At 69.8% G+C, this 20,470-nt stretch carries 14 protein-coding genes, 1 tRNA gene and 1 pseudogene; 3 read left to right on the top strand and 13 right to left on the bottom strand.

The features are described from left to right. Window positions 1-303: 303 nt before the first annotated feature. Window positions 304-1,563, top strand: coding sequence for an NAD(P)/FAD-dependent oxidoreductase (locus ACOGXE_RS14480; RefSeq protein ID WP_419931605.1), 1,260 nt, complete (start codon window positions 304-306; stop codon window positions 1,561-1,563). Between the two features lie 26 nt (window positions 1,564-1,589). Here the strand turns inward: ACOGXE_RS14480 and ACOGXE_RS14475 are convergent. The 4 genes and pseudogenes from ACOGXE_RS14475 to ACOGXE_RS14460 form a co-directional block, all read right to left on the bottom strand. Continuing rightward, window positions 1,590-1,961, bottom strand: a pseudogene (locus tag ACOGXE_RS14475) (DUF427 domain-containing protein). 36 nt (window positions 1,962-1,997) lie between these two features. Continuing rightward, window positions 1,998-2,072 (bottom strand) — tRNA-Pro (locus tag ACOGXE_RS14470). 264 nt (window positions 2,073-2,336) lie between these two features. Beyond that, entirely contained in the window at window positions 2,337-3,728 is a 1,392-nt protein-coding gene (gene der, locus ACOGXE_RS14465; protein WP_419931604.1) for a ribosome biogenesis GTPase Der, read from the bottom strand. Further along, window positions 3,725-5,326 carry a DUF512 domain-containing protein gene (locus ACOGXE_RS14460; RefSeq protein WP_419931603.1) on the bottom strand — a complete coding sequence of 534 codons (1,602 nt, stop codon included), beginning with the start codon at window positions 5,324-5,326 and terminating at the stop codon, window positions 3,725-3,727. The genes der and ACOGXE_RS14460 overlap by 4 nt, the downstream gene beginning before the upstream one ends. Window positions 5,327-5,359: 33 nt before the next feature. Between ACOGXE_RS14460 and ispH the strand changes: the two genes are divergently transcribed. Continuing rightward, window positions 5,360-6,403 (top strand): 4-hydroxy-3-methylbut-2-enyl diphosphate reductase, encoded by a 1,044-nt coding sequence (gene ispH, locus ACOGXE_RS14455; RefSeq protein WP_419931602.1) that lies wholly within the window; start codon window positions 5,360-5,362, stop codon window positions 6,401-6,403. Between the two features lie 15 nt (window positions 6,404-6,418). Here the strand turns inward: ispH and ACOGXE_RS14450 are convergent, their stop codons facing one another. The 7 genes from ACOGXE_RS14450 to ACOGXE_RS14420 form a co-directional block, all read right to left on the bottom strand. Next, window positions 6,419-7,114, bottom strand: a complete 696-nt coding sequence (locus ACOGXE_RS14450) for a lysophospholipid acyltransferase family protein (RefSeq protein ID WP_419931601.1) — start codon at window positions 7,112-7,114, stop codon at window positions 6,419-6,421. Further along, complete coding sequence (aroA, locus tag ACOGXE_RS14445) at window positions 7,111-9,198, bottom strand: 3-phosphoshikimate 1-carboxyvinyltransferase (RefSeq protein ID WP_419931600.1); 2,088 nt, start codon at window positions 9,196-9,198, stop codon at window positions 7,111-7,113. Before aroA ends, ACOGXE_RS14450 begins: the two co-directional genes overlap by 4 nt. Continuing rightward, entirely contained in the window at window positions 9,195-10,313 is a 1,119-nt protein-coding gene (locus tag ACOGXE_RS14440) for a prephenate dehydrogenase/arogenate dehydrogenase family protein (protein WP_419931599.1), read from the bottom strand. The genes aroA and ACOGXE_RS14440 overlap by 4 nt, the downstream gene beginning before the upstream one ends. 69 nt (window positions 10,314-10,382) lie before the next feature. Continuing rightward, complete coding sequence (locus tag ACOGXE_RS14435) at window positions 10,383-14,072, bottom strand: indolepyruvate ferredoxin oxidoreductase family protein (protein ID WP_419931598.1); 3,690 nt, start codon at window positions 14,070-14,072, stop codon at window positions 10,383-10,385. A gap of 161 nt (window positions 14,073-14,233) precedes the next feature. Then, window positions 14,234-14,983, bottom strand: coding sequence for a pseudouridine synthase (locus ACOGXE_RS14430; protein WP_419931597.1), 750 nt, complete (start codon window positions 14,981-14,983; stop codon window positions 14,234-14,236). A gap of 2 nt (window positions 14,984-14,985) precedes the next feature. Beyond that, the gene (gene scpB, locus ACOGXE_RS14425) at window positions 14,986-15,837 is read right to left on the bottom strand and encodes an SMC-Scp complex subunit ScpB (protein WP_419931596.1); all 852 of its coding nucleotides are present in this window, start codon (window positions 15,835-15,837) and stop codon (window positions 14,986-14,988) included. After that, entirely contained in the window at window positions 15,834-16,679 is an 846-nt protein-coding gene (locus tag ACOGXE_RS14420) for a segregation and condensation protein A (protein ID WP_419931595.1), read from the bottom strand. Before ACOGXE_RS14420 ends, scpB begins: the two co-directional genes overlap by 4 nt. 85 nt (window positions 16,680-16,764) lie before the next feature. Here ACOGXE_RS14420 and trpS point away from each other — a divergent pair, with 85 nt between their 5' ends. Then, window positions 16,765-17,766, top strand: a complete 1,002-nt coding sequence (gene trpS / locus ACOGXE_RS14415; protein ID WP_419931594.1) for a tryptophan--tRNA ligase — start codon at window positions 16,765-16,767, stop codon at window positions 17,764-17,766. A 12-nt stretch (window positions 17,767-17,778) separates the two neighbouring features. On the opposite strand, the gene ACOGXE_RS14410 is transcribed toward trpS, so the two are convergent. Beyond that, a complete protein-coding gene (locus tag ACOGXE_RS14410; protein WP_419931593.1) occupies window positions 17,779-18,705 on the bottom strand; it encodes a tyrosine recombinase in 927 nt (308 codons plus the stop codon). A gap of 2 nt (window positions 18,706-18,707) precedes the next feature. Continuing rightward, window positions 18,708-20,372 carry a CTP synthase gene (locus ACOGXE_RS14405; protein ID WP_419931592.1) on the bottom strand — a complete coding sequence of 555 codons (1,665 nt, stop codon included), beginning with the start codon at window positions 20,370-20,372 and terminating at the stop codon, window positions 18,708-18,710. Between the last annotated feature and the right edge of the window lie 98 nt (window positions 20,373-20,470).

Here is a 20,470-nt window from a genome sequence, read left to right as displayed (position 1 = left end):
ATGCACTGTGAGATGCACTGTGCGACGTGCGATGTTCATGCCGTTCTCGTCCCTCTCATCCCGCCGGGTGCAGCGCCGCCCCCGGGTGCTTGCAGGCCACGGCGGCTGCTCGAATCACACTGTTGTAGTTACACAGGTGTGAGGAACATTTATAGCGCGGTCGGATCGGTGCTGCGAGCCTTGATCCGATCCCTTGGCAACTGGCCTCCTGCGGGGCCGCTGCCGACCCGCCGCCGCGCGGTCTGCCCGCGTCCGGGCTGCGCCGCCAGTCTTGTTTCCCCGCAGAGATGACACACTGCTCGCGTGGCAATCACACCGAATCGCATAGTCATCGTCGGTGCCTCCCTGGCGGGAGCGCGCGCCGCGCACAGCGTGCGCTCTGCAGGCCATGACGGAACGCTGACGCTCATCGGCGCCGAGCCGCATCTCCCCTACGACCGGCCTCCCCTCTCCAAGGAGTTCCTCACCGGCGATCAAGACCCGGGCTCACTGGCCCTGGATCCGGACGGCGCCTACGACGAACTCGACGCGGAGGTCATGCTGAGCACGCACGCCGTGGGGCTCGACCTGGAGGCCCGCACGGTTGCCATCGCCCCAGCGGCAGGCGGGAACGCCGAGACGGTGCCGTTCGACGGCCTCGTCATTGCGACCGGCGCTGCGGCTCGGCCGCTGCCCGGCGTCGGGAACCTCGCCGGCGTGCACACGCTGCGAACCCTCGACGACTCCGCTGCCATCCGCGAAGGCCTCCTCGCCGGCGCACGAGTCGCCGTCGTGGGCGGCGGCTTCATCGGTTCGGAGGTCGCCGCTTCTGCAGCGGCTCGGGGCTGCGACGTGACGGTGATCGAAGCGGCCCCGGCCCCGCTGGTGCGCGGGCTGGGCGCCGAGATGGGCACGCGGGTCGGTGCCCTCCACGGCCGCAACGGCGTCGAGCTGCGCCTCGGCGTCGGGGTGGAAGGAGTGCTCGGAACCGATCAGGTGGAGGCCGTCGCCATGGCGGACGGCAGCCGGATCCCAGCCGATCTGGTGGTCGTGGGCATCGGGGTCGTGCCGAACACGGCGTGGCTGGAGGGTTCGGGCCTGCAGGTCGACAACGGCGTGGTCTGCGATGCGACGCTGTGCTGCGGGCCCCCCGGCGTCTACGCCGTCGGCGACGTGGCGAGGGCGCCCAACGGGTGGCTCAGCCCGTGGCACGGCAACCGGCCGATCCGGGTCGAGCACTGGACAGCAGCGGTGGAGCACGGCATGGCGGTGGGCCGCAATCTGATGGCTCCCGCAGAAGCGCAGCCCTACAGCTCGGTGCCATTTGTCTGGTCGGATCAATATGACGCCCGCATCCAGATCGCGGGGCATCCCGACGCCGACGACGACGTGGAAGTGCTCGTCGGATCGGCCGAAGATGACCCCGATTCGGGCCGCTCCTTCCTGGCCGGCTACCGGCGCGACGGCCGTCTGAGCGCCGTGATGGCGCTGGACGCGATCAGGCCCTTCGTGAGATTCCGCCGGCTGCTGGCCGGCCACCCGACGTGGGACGAAGCACTCGAACTCGCCGCCACGCTGGGCTGACTGGCTCGGCGGACGGCGCGCCAGCGTCAGGAAACGACTTGGGACACCTCGTCGCGCTCGGCATAGAAGCTCATCAGGCCGGCGATCTCGGCCATTTCCGGGATCGGATCCGGATACGACCACACGATGTCGTCATAGGTCTGGCCGTTCACTGCTACTGACCAGTAGCTGGCATCGCCCTTCCACGGTCAATGGCTTGACGTGACCCTGGGACTGAACAGCTCCATGTGCACATCGGAGGCGGGCAGGTAGTGGCGCGGCGGCAGACGCCCCTCGGTGAGGACCACGGCCGACGTCGAGTCCGCCACGATCACGCCGTCCACCCGGACGGTGACCCGGCCCGGCTCCGGCTCGACGGCGATCTCGGGTTGCTGTCGCTGCGTTGCTGCACTGCTCATGATGGGTTTCCCTGCACGTCGATGGCCGGTTGGCGGTCGGGCTGAGAGGATTTGAACCTCCGACCCCTGGTCCCCCAGACCAGTGCGCTAACCAGACTGCGCCACAGCCCGCCTCGGCGAGCACGATACTGGCTCGCTCACCCGGCGCTCAGCCGACCCACTGGACCAGCCACACGACGCCCTCCACCGCCCTCCACCCCAGGTATACGGCGGCCATGACGACGACGAGCCAGAAGTGCCACGGTGCGCCGGCGCGCTGCTGCGACCCGTCGACCTCGCTGCGTCGGCGAGTGCCGGAGCCCGCGGGGCCGCCTGGGGACGGGCGGCGATTCTGCCGCTGGGCGGTCGGACCCGCTCCTCGTCGGGACAGCGGTCTCAACGCCGGCGCACCCGCAGCTTGAGCGGTGTCTTCGCCAACCCCAGCTCCTCCCTCAGGCGCCGCTCGAGGTATCGCAGGTAGGTGGGCGGGAGTTCCCGGTTGGCGAACAGTGTGAACGTCGGGGGCTGAGCGGCGACCTGCGTGGCGTAGAGCACGCGCGCTCCTCCCGGCGCCGGCTGGGCGGACTGCGCGAGCTGGACAATCGCATTGACCCTGGCCGTCGGTGCCCTCGACTCGTACGCCTCCATGGCTGCGGAGATCGCGGGCACCAGCCGGTGCACACCCCGGCCCGTCAGCGCGCTGATGCGCAGCACGGGTGCTTCTCCCACGAAGTGCAGGCGGCGTGCCAGGTCCCCCAAGACGCCCTCGCGGTGCTCTGCATCCAGTGTCTCCCACTTGTTGAGCAGCACCACGATCGGGCATCCGGCGGCGTCGATGCGCTCAGCGAGACGCTGGTCCTGCGCCGTCACGCCCTCGGTGGCGTCGACGACCAGCAGCGACACGTCACAGGCGTCGATGGCCCGCAACGCCCGCAGGTTGGCGTAGTACTCGGTATCGGCATCCACCCGGGCCTTGCGCCGCATGCCCGCGGTGTCGACGAACCGCACCGGGCCGGCCTCGGTCTCCACCAGGGTGTCGATGGTGTCGCGAGTCGTGCCGGGCCGGTCATGGACCACCGATCTCTCGTCGCCGATGAGCCGGTTGAACAGCGTCGACTTGCCGACATTGGGGCGGCCCACGATGGCGACCGCCGGGATCGCGTCGTCCTCGCTCGGCTCGTCGTGTGCGGAGCCGTCGTGGAACGGCTCGTCGCTGGACCGGTCGCCGTGACCTGCTCCATCCGCGTCAGCTCCGTCGACACCAGTCTCATCCGCCTCTGGCGCGCCGGCGCCCAGCAGGTCCAGCACCCGGTCAAGCACGTCGCCGATGTTGCGGCCGTGCAGGGCGGACACCGCCCAGGCTTCGCCGAGCCCCAGGCGGTTGAACTCCCACCGACCGTCATCGCGGGACCCGCTGTCGGCCTTGTTGGCGACGACCAGGGTCGGCCGGCCGCTGCGCCGCAGCATGGCGGCGATACGGGCATCGGGCTCGGTGATGCCGACGGTGACGTCGACCACCAGCAGCAGCACGTCGGCATCGCCCATCGCGCGCTCGCTCTGTTCGGACACTTTGCCGTCGAGCGAATCACCTTGCGCCGACCAGCCGCCGGTGTCGACCACCACGAAGGAGTTTCCGCGCCAAGCGGCCTCGGCTTCCTTGCGGTCCCGCGTCACGCCGGGCTCGGGCGCCACCACCGCCTCGCGACGCCCGACGAGCCGGTTGAACAACGTGGACTTGCCGACGTTCGGGCGTCCGACGATGCCGACCACGGGCAGGCCTGCGCTCATTGCCGCGTCTCCGCCGCTGCGGCCGCGAGCGGCCGGTCGCCGGCGCCTCCCGGCTCGAGACCGGCGGCAGCGTCGAGCCGCCGCCGCAGCGCCGCACCGTTCGTCGGGACGATCTCGACGTTGCGCGGAAGGTCCTCGGGTGTCGTGCCGTCGAGGAACGCTCCACCCGACAGGCAGACATCGGCGAGGAGGTAGCGATCAGCAGCCGGCTCGGATTCGAGCGCGGCGGCGATGTCGGCACCTGCGAGCAGACCGGTGACGCCGATGTTGCCGCCGAAGAAGGCGTTGGGCACGTCGATGATCCGCACCTCGGGTGCTGCCGTGCCCGTTGCCGCAGCCACGCCCGATCTCCACCCGGCCACCAGCGGGCGGAGCACGGCGGCACCGTAGGTACCGGTCAGGATGCCGATCGGCCGTCCATCGGCGCCGTGAGATCGCCGGGAGGTCGCCCGGAGCGTCACCGGTACCGGGCGCAGCGACAGCGGCAAACCGCCGCCATCGACCTCGCCGCTGCGGTTGGCGCCGTGTCCGGGCGCCCGTGCGGCCCGGTAGCCCTCCGCCGGCGCCCCGTCGACCCACGAGAAGAAGCCTGCCGCCGGCGCGCGGGGCCGGGGCGCCCGAGCGCCGCCGCCGCCGGAGCCAGCGCCGGCGAGATCAGCACCGCCGAGCGCGCTGTCCCCAGCCGGCCAGAACTCCTGCTCGAATGCCCGCGCCATGCCGATGCCGTCCTCGTGCATCGGGAAATCGCCATAGACGGATGCCTCAGGGAAGTCACGGCCGGACAGCAGGTAATACTCGTCCGCAGCAAACACCAGTCGCCGACCCAGCAGCTCCTCGAAACGCTGCTGCCACTGCTCGCACAGGTCCACCACGGCTGCGGCTTCCGCGGCGGTGTGGGGGCGCATGGCCGGCTCTCGCTGATGCGAGCTCACGCCCAGCGGGACCACCGCGAGCGTTGCCAACGACGCGAAGCGATCCAGAACGCCCAGCAGCGTGTCAGCCAGCACTGCCCCGTCATTGACGCCTGGGCACACGACCACTTGGCCGTGCACTTCGACACCGCCGGCAAGCAGCGCGCTCAGCCACCGCAGGCTGGTTGCGCCACGCGGGTTGCGGAGCATCCGAGCGCGCACCTCGGGATCGGTGGCATGGATCGATACATACAGCGGCGACAGGCGCTCGTCCAGCACCCGTTCCAGGTCCAATTCGGTGAAGCGCGTGAGCGTCGTGAAGTTCCCGTACAGGAACGACAGCCGGTAGTCGTCGTCCTTGAGGTACAGGCTGCGGCGCAGCCCGGGCGGCAGCTGGTAGATGAAGCAGAACTCGCAGTGGTTGTCGCAGGTCTGCACCCGGTCGAAGATCGCGGCATGCACCTCGGCGCCGAGCGGGACACCGGCGTTCTTGGGTACGTCAATGGCGATCTCGTGCCCGCCGCGCAGCACCGCCAGCGTGGGATCGGGCTCGTCCAGCAGCAGCTGCCAGGCGATCACGTCGGTCGGCACGACGCCGGAGATCGACATCACCTCGTCGCCCACAGCCAGCCCGGCCGTCTCGGCCGCCGAACCGGGTTCCACCGCCACCACAACCGGCCGAGACACACGCTCAGGATAGGAATCGGTAGCGTCATCGAGGTGGCTGTGGATCGGGTGCTGCTGGCCGCGCCCCGCGGCTTCTGTGCGGGCGTGGAGATGGCCATCAAGGCGCTGGCGTGGCTCGTTCGCTCGTTCCCGCCGCCCGTGTACTGCTACCACGAGATCGTCCACAACCGCCTCGTGGTCGACCGGTTCGAGCGGCTCGGCGTGGTCTTCGTCGACGACATCGCCGAAGTGCCGCCCGGTCGGCCGCTCATGCTGTCAGCACACGGCTCGGCACCCGAAGTGGTGGAGGGGGCCCGCCGGCGCGGCGGTTATGTAGTGGACGCCGTGTGCCCGCTGGTCACCAAGGTGCACCACGAAGTCCGTGTGCGCGCCGCCAAGGGTTACCAGGTGGTCTACGTCGGACACGAGGGTCATGACGAAGCTGTCGGGACCATGGCCGTGGCGCCTGACGCCATCTCGCTGGTCTCCGATCCGGCCGATGTCGAGGGGCTCGACGACATCGATGCGCCGGTTGCGGTGCTGGCCCAGACGACGCTCAGCCATCGTGACTGGGCCGATGTGGCCGACGCTGCCAAGGCACGCTTCGGCGATGTCTGGATGGCGGGACGCTCGGACCTCTGTTTTGCCACCACCAACCGCCAGAGCGCCCTCGAGCAGCTCGCACCCGACTGCGACGCTGTCGTGGTGATCGGTTCGGCCAACTCCTCCAACACCATGGCGCTCGCCAAGGTTGCCGTCGAGTCGGGCTGCGAACGCGTGCTGCGAGTGAACGCCGCCGCCGAACTCCCCGACGACCTGCGTGGCACCATCGGCGTCACTGCCGGGGCATCGGCGCCCGAAGAACTGGTGGACGCGGTGATCGAACGGCTCGCGCCGGTCCAGGGCACCACCCAGGTCACGATCACCGATGAGGACGAGTACTTCCCCCCGCCCCGCGAGCTGCGAGACCTGCTGGGCGCCATGGAGGCCGCCGTCCATGCCAGCCTCGCCGTGCCCGCCGGTGCACGGCTGGGCGCAGCCGACAGAACGACGGCGGCAAGCGGCGTCCTCGCTGCCCTGGTCACCACCGAGCGCTGAGGCGACGCCGCGCCGTCAGCGCACGTTGGGCGTGCCGACGGCAGCTTGAGCCCGGTCGAACACGTCTTGGATGCGCTCGCGCAGCTCTTCGGTGGTCTCGCGGATTGCTCGGCGGGAGACTCGGCCATTCGGTCCCGGCGCAGGCGGATCCATCGGCTCGCCGATGATGAACTTGATCCGGCGGGGATACATGAACCTGGCGCCCCGCGGCATCGCAGCCGCAGTTCCGCCGATCCCCACCGGCACGATCGGGACCTGCGCGCGCGCCGCCAGGTACACCGGGCCGTCCATCAGCGGCAGCACCCGCGGGCCGTCCTTTCGCTCGCCCTCGCCGAACATCACCACCGGGCCGTCGCCGAACTGCAACGCATTCAGCGCGGTGCGCAGCGCTGCCCGATCCGGCGCGTCCCGATTCACCGGGAAACAGCCGATCGTGGTGAACAGCCAGCCCGGGAAGCGGTACTTCCACATCGAGTCTTTGCCCATCACCCGCATCCGCGCAGGAATCGCGGCATGGATGGGCGTGTCGATGTAACTGCGGTGGTTGGGCACCCACACGCACGGGCCGTCGGGCAGGTTCACCAGGCCGTCCACGGAGATGCGGTTCCACGCCCGGAATACACCCCAGATGGCGTACTTCATGATCTTGTAGACGGCCATGTTGAGCGGCCCGTCGCGCAGCTCGACTTCAGGTTCGTCCGGTCCGGTCATCGGGCCTCGAGATCATTCATGCGAACCGGCGCCTCGGGCCCGGTGGCACGGCGATAGAACGCGGTGATGGTTTCGACGGTCTCGTCCTCAGACAGCTCGCTCGTATCGACGATGACCGCCCTAGGCGCGACCTGCAGCGGCGAGTCGGCCCTGCCCGAGTCGTGCGCGTCGCGCTCGCTCAGCTCGGCGGCCAGCTCTGCGACTGCATCGTCATCGAGACTCGCACCACCCGCGCCGCCGGCCCCCGCAGCCTGCTGGACCAGCCGCCGGCGGGCCCGCTCGCCCGCAGTGGCGGTCAGGAACACCTTCAGGATCGCATCGGGGAAGACCACGCTGCCGATGTCACGGCCCTCCATCACTCCCCCGCCCACGCGGTTGGCCCAGTCGCGCTGACGCCGGGTCAGCACCCACCGCACCTGCGGGTTGGCCGCCACCACGCTCACGCTGCGATCCACTTCCGCGCTGCGTATCGCCGCCGTGGCATCGGCGCCGTCGACAGTGACCTGCTGCGCGCCGCTCACGCTGGAGATCTCGATCTGCGCGGTGCGTGCGATCTTTGCCACCGCCGAGAGGTCAGCGAGATCGACTCCGGCTTGCAGTGCTGCCCAGGCCACCGCCCGGTACATCGCTCCGGTGTCGAGGTAGTCCATGCCGAGCTCGGCCGCCACCGCACGAGCCACGCTGGACTTGCCGGAGGCGGCGGGGCCGTCGATCGCGATCACCGGAACCTGTGCCGCCGCGACCGTTTCCGGTGTCGCTCTGAGCGACTCCAGCACGTCGTAGAAGTCGGGAAACGTCTTGGCGACGCAGTCAGGATCGTCGAGGTCGATCCCGGCGACGCGCAGACCGATGAGCGACATCGCCATCGCCATGCGATGGTCCCCATGGCAGTCCACCAAGCCCGCCCGCAGGCCGAATGGATTGGCACGCACGGTGATGCCGTCGAACTCGGCTGTCGCGTCCACGCCGCGCTTCGCGAGCTCGGTTGCCGTGTTGGCGATGCGGTCAGTCTCCTTGCGGCGGATGAAGCCGATTCCCTCGATGCTGGTGGTGCCCTCGGCGAACGCCGCCACGGCCGCCAGCGTCTGGGCCGTGTCAGAGAAGTCGCGCAAGTCGAACGTGCCTGCCCGCAGCGCCCCGTCCGGCGGCGCGCCGACGGTGATGGCATCGTCGCTGACCGTCACCTCCGCTCCCATCTCGCCGAGCACTTCCGCGAAGCGCACATCGCCCTGGATGCTGTGGCCGCCGAGACCCTCCACACGCACCTCGCCGCCGCACAGCGCCGCAGCAGCCCAGACATAGCTGGCAGCAGAGGCATCCGGCTCGATCCGGTAGCGGGCTGCGCGGTAACCGCCCTCGGTCACCACGTAACGATCGAGGCTGGGCACGACGACCTTGGCGCCGAAGGCCTCCATGACCGCCACCGTCATGTCGATGTACGGCCGGCTCACGGTGTCGAACTCAGCGTCGATCTCCACATGGATGCCGCCGCGCAGCGGACCCGCAAGCAGCAGCCCAGTGGCGAACTGGCTGGAGACATCGGCGCGGATGCGGACATGACGCAACGGTGCTTCGGCACCGGCACCTGCCGATTCCACCTCGATCGGCAGGCAGCCATGCTCGCCGAGCTCGCGCACCTCGACGCCGAGCGAGCGCTGTGCCGCGAGCAGATCGTCCAGCGGGCGCGCGCGCAGCTGCGGGTCGCCATCGAGCAGCCAGCGGCCGCCGAGCGCCGCGACCACGGGAAGCACGAAGCGCGCTGTCGTGCCCGACGACCGCGCGTGGACCATGATCGGCTCGTCGCCGGCGTCATGAGACTCCGAGCGCCGGCCGCCGATGCCGTCGATGACGAGCCGGCGCTTGCCACGATTGACCCGCACGATCGCGCCCAAGGCCGTGACGGCCTCGATCATCGCCTCGGTGTCGTCTGCGAACAGGACCCCGTCGAGCGTGCTGCGCCCCTGCGCCAAGGCGGCGCACAGCACCGCCCTGTTCGTGATGCTCTTGGAGCCCGGCAGCAGCGCCGAGCCCGACGCGCCGTTGGTGAAAGGGTCGATGACCCCGATGACCTGCCCGGTGCTCATGCCAAGTCGCGTGTGGTGGGGTGATAGCCCTGCCCGGCCAACGCCGCAAGAAAGCGCTGCGCCTCGGTGCGCGCCACGACGAGCACGAGCACGCCTTCGGATCCTTCGGGCGAGTGGGCCACCTCGATGTCGGCCACGTTCACATCGCAGTCCGCGGCGAGCATGGTGATGGCAGCGATCTGACCCTTCCGATCCGGGATCGGCACCCGCACTTCCAGCAGCTCCTGCGGTCGCACATACCGGGACGGCAGGTTGGTGCGGGCGCGCCGCGCTTGGGTGAGCACGGCGCGCAGGCCGTCGCGGTCGGCTCCCGCCACCACGTCGCGCATCTCGCTCAGGCGTTCGGACAACTCGTCGAGCACGCTCACGATGGCATCGCGGTTCTCGCCGCAGATGTCCAGCCAGATGCCGGGATGACCAGCGGCGACCCGGGTCATGTCCCGGAACCCGCCGGCCGCCAAGCGCAGCAGCGGTGCGTCGTCGAGGGCTCGATCGTCGGCCAGGCACATCAGCGATGCGGCGGTGAGATGGGGCACGTGACTCACCACTGCGACGAGCGCGTCGTGCCGTTCGGGCGTCATCGTCACCACATCGGACCCGAAGCCCGCCAGCACGGCCTGGCACACGCGCAGGGAGTGGTCGTCGGTGGCCTCATTCGGGGTCAGGGCCCACACGGCACCGGCGAACATGTCTGGGTTCGCCCCTTCGATGCCCTCCTGTTCCGAACCGGCCATCGGATGACCCGGCACGTAGCGGGGATCGGCGATGGCGCGGGAGACGGGCGTCTTCACGCTGCCCGTATCGGTCACGACGGCCCCCGCTGCAGCAGTGTCTGCGAGCGCAGCGGCAACCTGATCGGCCAGCAACGCTGCAGGTACAGCCACGACGCAGAACGTGGCCTCCGGGTCGGTGCCGACGGCATCGAGGCAGCCAAGCTCGAGTGCTCGCTGGGCATGACCGCCGATGGCGTCACGCCCGGTGACATGCCAGCCCGACTTGCGCAATGCCGCTGCGACCGAGCCGCCGATCAAGCCCGTGCCCACCACTTGGGCGCGACCCGCAGGCGCGCCGGCACGCGCCGACGGCAGAGTCGCTTCAGCAGGACTCGAGGCCACGGAACGAAGGGTACCGATGGCCCTCACCGTCCCCGGTATGGCCTGCGGGAGTCCGCGTGCGGCGATGGCTCAGCCGGGAGGTGCCAGTCCGGCGACATGGGTCGCCAGCTCCGAGCGGAACGTCGCAACAGTGGCCATCTTGACTTCCTCGTAGCCGCGCACCAATTCGGCCAGCCCAGCCACGGCGACGGCCTGCTCATAGCGGGCCGCGCCTGCGTCCCGCTCCAGCGCTTCGAGCACCGTTTCGAGCGCCGCTGCGTACTCGCCTGGCAATGCGCGCTCGGTGCGGCGGATTTCGGTGCGGCCGAACGGGTCGCACCAGCTGCCGCGCAGGCGCTTGCCACGCGCCAGCAGTGCGAACAGCGGTCGCCACGCCACCGAGAACCGGATCTTGCCGGTGCGCCCCAGTGCTCGCAGCAGCGGCGGGTGCAGGCTCCACGACACTGTGCCGCCGACAGATGCTGCCAAGTCCCGTGCCGCTGCCTGCGCCTCGTGATCCATCATGAGCCGGGCGACCTCATACTCGTCCTTGTAGGCCATCAGCTTGAAGTGCCCTGCGGCGGCGGCGGCGGTCAACCGGCCGGAGCCGTCCCCCGCGGATCCGTCCGCTGTGGCTGCCCGTTCGACTGCGTCGAGGAATTGCGTTGCCAGCCGGTCCGATTGGTAGGCACGCAGCTCGGCTGCATACCGGCGCAGTCCTGCACGGAGCCCATCGAGGTCGCCCGCTGGTCCCCTGCGGGCCAGCCCGTCGACCAGCGCGTCGACGCGGGCCGACAAGTGCTCCGGAACCGCACTGTGCTCACCAGTGCCTTCGGCACTGTGCACACCGGCGCCTTCGGCACTGTGCACACCGGCGCCTTCGGCACTGTGCACACCGGCGCCTTCGGCGCCGCCCGGGTGGCCCGCTGCACCGGCAGGGCGCTGCGCCGCGGCTGCCGTCACCGCCGCCGGATCGCAGATCATCGCCCGGCCCCAGCGAAACGCAGCGAGGTTCTGAGCGACAGCGACCCCGTTCAGCTCGATGGCGGCCTCCACGCTGGCCGGTGCGACCGGCAGCGCACCCGCTTGGACCGCCATGCCCACGACGAACACGTTCGCAGTCACTGCAGAGCCGCACAGTGCCGTCACCAGCACGGCGGCATCGGCCCAGTGCTGCCTGCCGTCGATGGTGACGGCAGCCACCCGCTCGAGCAACTCGGAGGTCGCGGGCCCTTCGATGCTGGGATCGGCGACCATGGCGCCCGTCGGCGTAGGCGACGTCGAGCCCACGACCATCGTCCTGGCCGGGTCGGCGACGTCGAGGCCCGCCGCTGATGCCGCCACAAGCAGATCGAAGGCCACGATGACGTCGGCTTGGCCGCTGCCGAGGCGTGCGGTAGCCGGCCCGCCGATCCGCTTCAGCCGCAGATCGCCCACCACGGTGCCCGCCTTCTGCGACAGCCCGATCTGGTCGAGGCCCCGTACTTCGAAGCCGTCGAACATCGCCGCCGTGCCGAGGACCTGGTTCACCGTCACCACACCGGTGCCGCCGATGCCGCACATGCGCACCGACACCTCGTCGGGACCCACGAGCGGCACCGGATCGGGCAGTTCGGCGGGCGGCTGAGGCCCAGCGCCGCTGGCGCCGTCACCGCCGCCCGCCGCCGGCTTGCGCCGCAGCGGCGCCAGCATCTCGCGCACCGCAGCACGGAATGGCCCCGGCTCGCTGACGGTCATGAACGAGGGGCAGTCGCCGTCCAGGCACGAGTAGTCCAGGTTGCACGACGTCTGGTCGATGCGGGTCTTGCGGCCGAAGAACGTGTCGACGGGCTGCACCGACAGGCAGTTGCTCTTGGCGCCGCAGTCGCCGCAGCCCTCGCAGATGCGCTCGTTGATCAGCACTCGCTTGGTCGGCGTGGGCTGGGTGCCGCGCTTGCGGCCCCGGCGCGCTTCGGCCGCGCACTGCTGATCGTGGATCAGCACCGTGACGCCGTCGATGCCGGCCAGCATCTCCTGGGCTTCGATCAGGCGATCGCGGTGCCACACCTCGACACCCGCAGGCAGCGCGCGGCCGCGATAGGCAGCGGGATCGTGTGTGGTGACGAGCACCCTGGCCACGCCGCCCGCCAGCAGGCCGGCCGCCACATCGGGCACCTCGAGCTGCCCGGCGGGGTCCTGCCCGCCCGTCATGGCGACGGCTCGGTTCCACAGGAGCTTGTAGGTGATGTTGGTGCCGGAGGCCACCGCCCCGGCGATCGCCAGCTGGCCGCTGTGGAAGTAGGTGCCGTCACCCAGGTTCTGGAAGATGTGCTGCGTCTCCACAAAGGGCGACATGCCGATCCACTGCGTGCCCTCCTGGCCCATGCAGGTCACGCTCACGATGTCGCCGACCCGCTCGGGATCCATGAACAGCGCCATGGTGTGGCAGCCGATGCCGGCGCCCACCAGGGCGCCGTCGGGCACCTCGGTGGAGCGATTGTGCGGGCAGCCCGAGCAGAAGTACGGCGAGCGATGCTGCCCGGGCGCCAGTGGCAGCTCGATGCGCACGCGCTCGGGCTGCGCAGGCGCCAGCCGATCGCCGATGCGAGCCTCCAGCCGCCCGCGCAACGGCCCGATGAGGTCGTCGGCGGCCAGCGCGCTGTAGGAGCCGAGCAGCGCCCGGTCGTCCTCGTCGGTCTTGCCGACGATGCGGGGGTGATGCGACTGGTTGTAGAGCGCGTCCTTGAGCAGCGATTCGATGTTGGGGCTCTTCTCCTCGATCACGAACATCTCCGTGACCCCGCGGGCGAAGTGGCGGGCTCGCTCGGCGCTGAACGGGATCGGCATTCCCATCCGCACCAGCCGGATGCCGGCGTCCCGAACCGCGTCGTCGCTGCCGAGGCCCAGCCGCCGCAGCGCCTCGCGCACTTCGCGGTAGGTGATGCCCGACGCCACGATGGCAATCCAGGCATCCGTCGGGTCGACGGTGGCGTCGTTCAGACGATTGGCCGCCGCGTACGCAATGGCCAGCTCGTAGCGAACCTCGACGATCTCGCGCTCGATGTCCACCGTGTGCGGGGTGAGGAGGTAGCCGTCGGGCCGGTGACGGTAGGGCTTGCCGTCGACGAGCGGGATGACCGGGTCGAACCGGTCAGGATCCAGCAGCACCGTGGCGGCACCGTCCGCCACGTCGGCCACGATCTTGAGGCCCGTCCAGAGCCCAGTCGTCCGGGACATCGCGATGGCGTGGCGGCCGAGGTCGAGCGCCTCGGCGGGTGTGCCCGGGTATAGCACCGGGATGTGCAGGTCAGCCATCGAACCGGCTGAGCTTGACGGGATCGTGGAGCTCTTGGCTGCGGGGTCGTCGCCGGCGATGGCCACCGCGCCGCCGCGGGGATCAGCGCCGGCGAACACCGCATGCCGCAGCGCGTCGGTTGCGCGGTCCACGCCGGGCGCCTTGCCGTACCACAGCCCCACGACGCCGTCGTAGGTGGCATCGGGCCGGGTGGTGGCCAGCTGGCTGCCCATGACGGCGGTCGCTGCCTGCTCCTCGTTGACGGCCGGCGAGTGGATGATGGGCAGGTCGGTCGCGCTCCTGGCAGCCTCAACGGCGGCGTCATAGCCGCCGAGCGGCGAGCCCGGATAGCCCGACACGAACGCCGCAGTGCGCAGCCCGGCGCGCCGATCGGCCCGCAGCTGTTCGATCGGCAGACGAGCCAGCGCTTGCAACCCGGTCATGAACGTGGTGCCGCTGTCGTCCGTGTAGCGCCCCGACAGCCGGTACGTCTCAGCGAGGCTCATCTGCGTGCTCCCATGTGCTGGCAACGATTTCCGTGAGGCGTGCCAATGCTCGTCCGTGCGTCACACCCATTGTGGTCGCTGCCTGCGACACAGCGAAGACGCCGAACAGCACCTCGCGCCGGCCACGACGCAGCGCTCTGCTGCGCGAGCAGGTGCGCCCGCTATGGCGTCTGCACCTCACGGCTCGCATCTGTGGCGGCGCGGTGCAGCCCGCGGACCTCGTCGGCGGTGAGCGGCCGGTGCTCGCCGGGACGCAGCGCCGGATCGGCGAGCGGCCCGATGCGTGTGCGCACGAGCCGCAGCACCGGATGTCCTACGGCGTCGCACATCCGCCGGACCTGGCGGTTGCGGCCCTCATGTATCACGATGCGCAGCACCGACGGCTGGGGCATCGACACCGCTGCGGGCGCGGTGGGCCCGTCGTCGAGCTCGATGCCGGCGCGCAGCTGCGCGAGCGCACCTCGGGCGGGCACCCCGTCCACATGAGCGAGATATTCCTTCTCGACTCCCCACGACGGATGCGTCAGCCGGTGCGTCAGCTCGCCATCGTTGGTCACGATGATCAGCCCTTCGGAATCGGCGTCCAACCGCCCGACCGGGTAGACGCGTAGTCCTGCAGGCACCAGATCGATCACGCAGCGCCTGCCACGGTCGTCCGATGCTGCACTGAGCACCCCGAACGGCTTGTTCACGAGGTAATGGACCGTCTCCGTGTCCCAGGTGACGACTGCGCCGTCGACCTCGATCCGATCGGCCGGTCGCGCGCGATCCCCGATCCGGGCGGCCGTGCCGTTGACCGTGACGCGTCCCGCGGCGATCATCTCCTCGCACACCCGCCGGCTGGCGACGCCGGCACGAGCCATGACCTTGTGCAGCCGTTCGGCCTGTTCTTGTTGGCCGTCGTACGGCACCGCTAGCCGTGCTTGGAGGCTGCGAGGCGATCCATGGCCTCCACGGCGTCAGCGTCCACGCTCAGCTCGGCCAGCGAAGGCAGATCGTCGAGGCTGTCGAGGCTCAGTCGCTCCAAGAACGTCGGCGTCGTCCCGAGCAGGGCCGCATTGCCGGGACCCGGATCGCGTGCGACCTCGGCGATGTAGCCCTGATCTGCGAGCGTGCGGACGACGCCGTCGGCGTTCACGCCCCGGATTGCGCTGATCTGCGCTCGTGAGATGGGCTGCTTGTAGGCCACCACGGCCAGCGTCTCCATCGCTGCTGCAGACAGGCGAGCCGATCGGCGGCTTCCCACGAAGCGTTCCACGTACTCCGCTACTTCTGCGGCGGTCTGCAACTGGTATCCACCAGCCACCTGCATCAGGGTGAAGCCTCGCTCGGCCTGCGCGTACTCCCGGGCCAGCTCGTTGCAGACCGCCTGGACCGATGTCGCCGGCGCCCCGATGACCGCAGCCAGCACCTCGGTCGGCACCGGCTCGGTCGCGACCATCAGCACGGCCTCGATGGCCGCATACAGCACGTCGTCGTCGAATGCCCGCTGCTCACCGGGCGGCATGTCGCCGGTCTCGATGCCAGCGATGCCCTCTGCGTGGCCGTTCTGCGACATCGACGAGCCATTGACCGCCTGGTTGCGCCCGGAGGGCACGGAGGGATGGGAAGGGGGATGCGAGGCGGGATGCGCCGGGGTGGCCGGCGCCGACGAGCCATGCGAGTGTTCAGCCGGCGGCGCAGGCGGATCGGCGACCGTCCGTCCCTCGTCGCTGACCAGCCGCAGGCCGCGCGCGGATTCGACCGGCGGGCGGTGCTCGCTCACGCGGCGTCTTCCCCGTAGCCGCCGGTCGCAACCAGCGGTGCCGCGCCGTCGCCGATCCACTCCACGCCGATGTCGCCAAAGCGCTCAGCTTGAGTCAAATCGACGAGCCCCGATCCGAACAGCTCCAGCACAGCCAGGAAGTACACGACCACCACTATGCGCTCGGTCACGTCGCAGGTGAGTTCACGGAAGGTGGCCGTGCCCGTTTCTGCGAGCCGCTCGATGATCTTGGCCGCTGCCTCGTCGACCGTGATGCCGGCAGCCCTCAGGTGGCTGACATCGACTCGCGGCACCGGCCGCGGCGCAAGCACCCGTTCCATCGCCGCGCTGAGATGGTCTCGGGATGCGCCCGCCAGCAGATCCGGCGCGAACACCAGGAAGCGCTCGGGGGGACCCGCTGTACGGGGCCATCGCAGCGCCGCGGCATCCCAGCGCTCACGCAGCAGTCGCGCCGCTGCGCCGAACGTGCGTCCCTCGACGAGCCGCGCTAATGCGGCATCGCGCAGGCCGTAGGCGGCCAGCTCGTCCTCCAGGTCCAGTTCGACCGGCGGCGCAGGCAGCAGCCGGCGCGATTTCAGCTCGATCAGCGTCGCGGCCAGCAAGGCGAACTCGCTGGCAGCATCCATGTCGATCCTGCCGTCACCGGCATGCACATCGGCAGCGTCGCTGCTAGGCGCACCGTCGGCAGGTTCGGGGAACTCGACTGCGGCCATGACGGCGACGAAGTCGTCGACCAGACGCGTCAGCGACACCTCCCAGATGTCCACTTCCTGGGACACGACCAGCTTCACCAGCACGTCCAGCGGGCCGGCGAAGGCCTCTGTGCGAACCTCGTGGGCCACGCGGCCCGAAGGTACCGCGGCATGCCTGCGGGTCCCGGGATATTCGACGGGTTTCTTCGGGCACCACCCGGTACCGTCCGGCGCCATGACACGAGTGCTCTCGGGCATCCAGCCCACCGGCGAAGTTCACCTCGGCAACTACCTGGGCGCGCTGCGCCAATGGGCGATCGACCAGCACGATGCCGATGCGTTCTACTGCGCCGTCGACCTGCATGCCGTCACCATCCAGCAGGATCCGGCCGAGCTGCGCGCCGCCACCTTGGGCACGATGGCCACGCTGATCTCGGTCGGTCTCGATCCCGATGTCTGCACGCTGTTCGTGCAGAGCCACGTTCCCCAGCACACGGAGCTGTCGTGGCTGCTCGAATGCACCGTGTCGCTCGGCGAGCTGCGCCGGATGACCCAGTTCAAGGACAAGTCGGCGCGCTCAGAGGGCGGTGAGGGGGGCGGCGACCATGTCTCGGCCGGCCTGTTCACCTACCCCGCGCTGATGGCAGCGGACATCCTGATCTATGACGCCGATCGCGTCCCGGTCGGCGACGACCAGCGCCAGCACCTCGAGCTGACACGCGACGTGGCGCAGCGGTTCAACAGCCGCTACGGCGACACGTTCGTCATCCCCGAGGCAGCCATCCCCACGGTCGGCGCCCGTGTGATGGACTTGCAGAATCCCACCTCGAAGATGTCCAAGTCCGCGGAGAGTCCCCAGGGCTCGGTCGGCATCTTCGACGACCCGGCCGGCATCGCACGCAAGTTCGCCCGGGCGGTGACCGACTCGGAGTCCGAGGTCCGCTACGACCCCGAGACCAAGCCGGGCGTCTCGAATCTGCTGTCCATCCTGGGCGCCGCCACGGGCCGCAGCCCAGTCGACGCAGCAGCGGGCTACAGCCAGTACGGAGCCCTCAAGTCCGACACCGCTGATGCGGTCGTCGCGATGCTCGAGCCCATCGCCGCGAAGAAGGCCGAGCTGGACGCCGACCCCGCCGAGCTCGCTCGCATCATCGCCGCCGGTGCCGACAAGGCCGAAGCCGTGGCGTGCGAAACCTTGGCTCGCGCGAAAGAGGCAATGGGCTTCCTGCCCAAGTAACAGGTTCGCCGACTAGTAGCGGGCGCGGGGGTGGGCTCGGCGGTAGACCTCGGTCAGGCGTTCCTGGGAGACCGCGGTGTAGCGCTGGGTGCTTGAGATGGACGCGTGGCCGAGCAGCTCCTGCACGCTGCGGATGTCGGCGCCGCCGTCGAGCATGTGCGTGGCGCACGAATGGCGCAGCACATGGGTGGTGAGCTCGTCGGGTCCGAGGCCGACGCGGTCGCCGTGGCGGCGCACAATCAGCCAGGCGCCCTGGCGGGTGATGCGGCGCCCCCGAGCATTGAGGAACAGCGCGGCCGCGTCGTCCCTCGACCGCCACTCGGCAGGTTCCAGTGCCGCGCGTCCGGCGCCGCTCAGCCAGTCGCCCACAGCATCGGCTGCGTGGCGCCCGACCGGCACGACGCGCTCTTTGCCGCCCTTGCCCCATACCCGCATGAGCCGCTCGTCGAGATCGACGTCGCCCAGCGACAGGGCCACCAGCTCGCTGGCCCGCAGACCCATTCCGTAGAGCACTTCGAGCATCGCCCGGTCGCGTCGCACCAGTGGGCTGTCCCCGACCGGGGATGCCAGGAGCTGCTCGACCTGGTCGCGTCGCAGTGCGCGGGGCAGTCCGGCAGGCGCCCGGGGCACATCGAGCGCACCGGTGGGGTCCGTCGATGCCATGTCTTCGGCCACGAGGAATCGGTAGAGACCGCGCAGGCTGACTGCGACCCGGGCCGCTGTGGAGGCCGCCCGCCCGAGGTCGTCGCGTAGATGGGCCAGGTAGGCCGCTATGTCGGCGGAGCTGGCAGCCAGCAGATCACTGCCTCGCGCCTCGAGCCATGTCGCAAACCCGCCGAGGTCGGCCCGGTACGACGCCACGGTGCGCGGCGCTCGGCCTCGTTCGTTCGACAACCAGCCCAGGTAGTCCTCGGCCTCGACCGCCAGCGCAGCGGGCACCGTCAGGCCAGGGGTTCAGTGCCCAACGGCCCGGTTCCAGTAGATGCCGGCAGCAGCTGAGGATTGCGTCCTTCAGCGCGCGCCAGCGCGGCGCCCACCAGGCCGCAGAACAGCGGGGCGGGGCGGTTGGGCCGGCTCTTGAACTCGGGGTGGGCTTGGGTGCCCACCCAGAACGCGTGACCGTCCAGCTCGATGAATTCCGCCAGCCGGCCGTCGGGCGACAGTCCGCTGCACTGCAGCCCGCCCTCTTCCATCCGCTGCCGGTAGGCGCTGTTCACCTCGTAGCGATGCCGGTGCCGTTCATTGACCAGCGTGTCGCCGTACATTGCCGCGACACGGCTGCGGGGTGCCAGCCTGGCCACGTAGGCACCGAGCCGCATCGTGCCGCCCTTGTCCTGGATGCCGCGTTGCGCGTGCATGAGATCGATGACCGGATGCAGCGTGTTCGGATCGAACTCGGTGGAATTGGCGCCCAGCAGCCCGAGCTCGTTGCGGCAGAACTCGATGACCATGACCTGCAGCCCCAGGCACAGGCCCAGGCACGGGATGTCGTGCTCGCGTGAGTACGCAGCTGCGGCGATCTTGCCCTCGATGCCCCGCGAACCGAAGCCTCCCGGGATCACCATGCCATCGAGGTGCCGGAGCCGCCCTGCAGCGAGCAGTCCCTCGATCTCCTCGGAGTGAATCCACTCGATCTCGACTTCGACGCCGTGGTACGAGGCCGCATGGCGAAGCGCCTCCACGACTGACAAGTACGCATCGGGAAGGGCCACGTACTTGCCGATGATGCCGACGCGCACCGTCGCCTGGGGCGCCTTGATGCGGGCCAGCATCGCTTCCCAGTCGGCAAGGTCGGGCTCGACGTCCTCGAAGCCGAGGATCCCGCACAGGAAGCTGTCGAGGCCCTCGGCCCGCAACACCATCGGGATCTCGTACAGGACCGACGAATCGGGGGCATTCACCACACCGGCGAGCTCGACATCGCTGAGGTTGGAGATCTTGTTGCGCAGGCCGTCCTCGATGGGACCCTCGCTGCGCAGCACGATGGCATCTGGCTGCACGCCGCGGCTGCGCAACTCGGTCACCGAATGCTGCGTCGGCTTGGTCTTCTGCTCGCCGGATGGGCCGATGAACGGCACCAGCGTGACGTGGACATAGCAGATGTTCTGGCGGCCGACTTCGAGGCGCATCTGGCGGATGGCCTCGAGGAAGGGCAGGATCTCGATGTCGCCCACCGTGCCGCCCACCTCGGTGATGACCACGTCCACGTCGCCGGTGGCCAGCTTGCGAATCCGTTCCTTGATCTCGTCGGTGATGTGCGGGATGACCTGCACCGTCCGACCCAGGTACTCGCCCCGCCGTTCGTCGGCCAGCACCTTCTGGTAGATCGAGCCGGTCGTCGCATTCGAATCACGGGTCAGCGACACATCGATGAAGCGCTCGTAGTGACCGAGATCCAGATCGGTCTCGCCGCCGTCGTCGGTGACGAACACCTCACCGTGCTCGTACGGGTTGAGCGTGCCGGGGTCGACGTTGATGTACGGGTCCAGCTTCTGCATGGTGACCCGCAGTCCGCGAGCCGCCAGCAGTCGCCCGAGCGATGCCGCTGTGAGTCCCTTGCCGAGGGAGCTGGCAACTCCGCCGGTGACGAAAATGTGCTTAGCCACGCGGCTGTTCGGGTGGACTCTCTCGCATGTGTCATCAAGCTACCGTCGCACCGGGTCTTGTTGGCTGATGCAGGGTTGGCTGATGCCGGAGGGAAGCC

The sequence above is a fragment of the Candidatus Poriferisodalis sp. genome (assembly GCF_965208555.1).
In the GTDB taxonomy this organism is placed as follows: Bacteria; Actinomycetota; Acidimicrobiia; order Acidimicrobiales; family Poriferisodalaceae; genus Poriferisodalis.
This window is presented reverse-complemented; position numbering and strand designations above follow the sequence as displayed.